Below are 2,680 nucleotides of genomic sequence, written 5' to 3' on the forward strand. Positions count from 1 at the left end.
GAGAGCTTTGCGATCGCGAAAGTATGCTATTCACTATTCCAACGGAGAATATCCAACAAGCAGAGAAAAAACTTCAAGACTTTGTAAATTTGCTTGTCAGTCCAGAAAGCAATCAGCCAATCAGACTCTAGTTCTCTCAAACATTGCTTGATGAGTTAACTCAGCGCGATCGCTCTGACCAAACCCAAACGTCTCATCAGAAGAGGACGAGTGGTTCCCTGGCTCCCCGGCGATCGCCTCCCCCACCCCAGACTTTCCCCCTCTCCAGAATTGACCTTTTGGCCCGATCGCCCTGCTGAAGGGAGCAAATTGGATGAACTATATGAACACTATGAACTAAAAAATGGCGGAAATTATTGACCTTTATGAATTGACAGGGGGGGTGGGGAGGTTTAGATTAGAAGTCAATGATTTGTTAAGAAACCGCCAGTGAAGCACCAAAACATCAGAGACGAGATAGGGGTTAGCCAAGGTTCCGCGAACTTAATCTCCCAGTCCGGGTCTGTGGGCTACCGTTTCGATTTGATTCTTCACTGGTCGGAAGGGGTCATCAGAAAGGAAGTGTGTGCCCGATGCGAGGTAGCGAGTTAAGCTTATCGAATAAAGTTATGGTCAGCATGGGATTATTTCTATGGTTTTGGCCGAGGGTGATACAAGCTTAATAGCATTAATCGGTCTATCGGGGCGATCGCTGTTCCTTTCCTGGCTGTATTGGCGATCGAATTGATTGCAGTCATTCATTTATGGAGAATTTGAGCATGAAGTTCAAATCTATTGCTACGGGAATAAATCCAAATGGCAATAAATCGACCCTCCAGTCTAAATCAATAGGCGCTTTTTTTACCAGGCATAATTTGGGGCGTTACAGCGGCGAAATTGAAGGGAATTGGTTGATTGCCTAAATTTCAGCGCCGCCTAACAAACCCTCCCAAGGATAAGAGCGATCGCTTATCGCAGAAACCATAAATTTCTAGTAGTTTACCCCAAAAACAATCATGTTCAAAAACAATCAAACACTTAGAAAGTTTTTTGGAGCAATTACATTAATCGCTCTAGCAATAATCATCACAACTCTAGCTCCACTTGCTCATGCATCATCGCCAACAGCGATCGCCCCAGAGCGTACAGCAGTAGTTAAACTTGAGCAACCTTCTTTTAATCAAGCTCTTAGTCCTGATTCTCAACAACTAGCTCAAGTCACTAGCATTTCAGGAATTAGGGACGTAAGCCCCAGCGATGATTATTATTATGCTCTCCAAAATTTGGTAGAAAGATACAATTGTGTTAGCGTCTATCCTGATGGAACCTACAGAGGAAATCGAGCTCTAACCCGAGGCGACTTTGCAATTATGCTAGAGGGTTGTTTAAATAGGGTCATGGAGGTGGTTGCAGCCCAATTAAATGGTTGAATTCAGATAGCTAAATGTTAGCTAGAACTGAAGCCTATGAATAAATTCAGCAGATACTCAATCAAGTGCAGTAAAACCGCTAGTTCTAGATAGCTGTTTCTCAAGCATTAACTATGTTATTGGAAAAAGCTTGAGATTTGAACGATTCATGTAGGCAATTTTTCGTTTGTAATTAATGGGAGTAATCCAAATGAAAATGAAGAGTTTACTTTGGATTTTGTTGGGTAGTACAGCTATTTATGGTGCTGTATTGTCTTCGGCTAATGCCCAAAATAGCCCAATGCCAAACCAACAGAACAATAAAAAAATTGAATGTGAAGAAAGAAACGGCACTTACTATACAATGTTAAATCGAGAGGAGGGGAGTTATCGTATTATTGAATGGGGGGAGAAAAGGATAGGCACTGACAGTTATGTGCTACCAATTAGATATGATGCCTAGCAGGACAAGATTTGACTCGTGTGCCAGACCCAGTTATCAGTCCGGGAACCCGTTGCCAGATTGTTTCGCAACGTCTAAATAGCATTTACACGGGTTATTCCAATCGGGAATTAATTTTATATACTACACGAGTACCGGTCACAGTAAATGTAGATGGTTCGCCTGTAGGAAGAAACTGGAGTTATCAAAGTACAGTTCGACCATTTGTTGTTTGTGTGGATGGACTAGATTGTAATAATAGGGGGATGGTATTCACCATTACAACTAACTATGAAGACGAGGCAGAAACAATTCTTAATAAATTTGTAGAAGTGCTTCAAAACCCCGAAAGAGATGAGCCGATTACACTAGGTTCTATTTGAATTCCCAGGCTCAATGAGAATGGGGATTATTATGATATTGCTGAAGCGTTTGCTTGGGAAGTGAAAGACCTCCCCAATGGTCTGAATTGTCGTAGCGGGCCGGGAACCGAATATTCTGTGGTAGAAGTCAAATCCGCGAACGACCCTCTTTCCCTTGCCACCATACATTTTGTTGGTGGCGGACCTCCTTATATTAACTTAGACGAAAGTGGATTGCCGTGGCTGAAGGTGGATGGGGGATACGAAACCCATTGCTTTGTCAGGGCGAATACGGAGTTTATCGAACCAACCAGCGAGGGGTTTTTTTCCCGTCCTTTCTAACCTTATTTGTCAGTCAACTGGAGGGCATAAATTTACGAGATGATAGCGGGAATCTCTTGGCCAACGAGTGGGGGATTCCCTATCGAATTTCAGCGTTTGTGGTTTGTGTGGATGGAGAGCTTTGCGATCGCGAAAGTATGCTATTC

Annotated in this window: 3 protein-coding genes; all 3 read left to right on the forward strand. The window is 42.9% G+C overall.

The genetic code is table 11. The features are described from left to right. The first annotated feature begins 995 nt into the window (after positions 1–995). Positions 996–1,409: an S-layer homology domain-containing protein gene (locus tag LKK83_RS01125; RefSeq protein WP_324628893.1), complete on the forward strand. Its 414-nt coding sequence runs from the start codon at positions 996–998 to the stop codon at positions 1,407–1,409. A gap of 190 nt (positions 1,410–1,599) precedes the next feature. Next, positions 1,600–1,851, forward strand: a complete 252-nt coding sequence (locus LKK83_RS01130) for a hypothetical protein (protein WP_324628894.1) — start codon at positions 1,600–1,602, stop codon at positions 1,849–1,851. Positions 1,852–2,273: 422 nt separating this feature from the next. Beyond that, positions 2,274–2,534 carry an SH3 domain-containing protein gene (locus LKK83_RS01135; RefSeq protein WP_324628896.1) on the forward strand — a complete coding sequence of 87 codons (261 nt, stop codon included), beginning with the start codon at positions 2,274–2,276 and terminating at the stop codon, positions 2,532–2,534. Positions 2,535–2,680 lie beyond the last annotated feature (146 nt).

This window comes from Phormidium sp. CCY1219 (genome assembly GCF_035615515.1).
Lineage (GTDB): Bacteria > Cyanobacteriota > Cyanobacteriia > Cyanobacteriales > Laspinemataceae > CCY1219.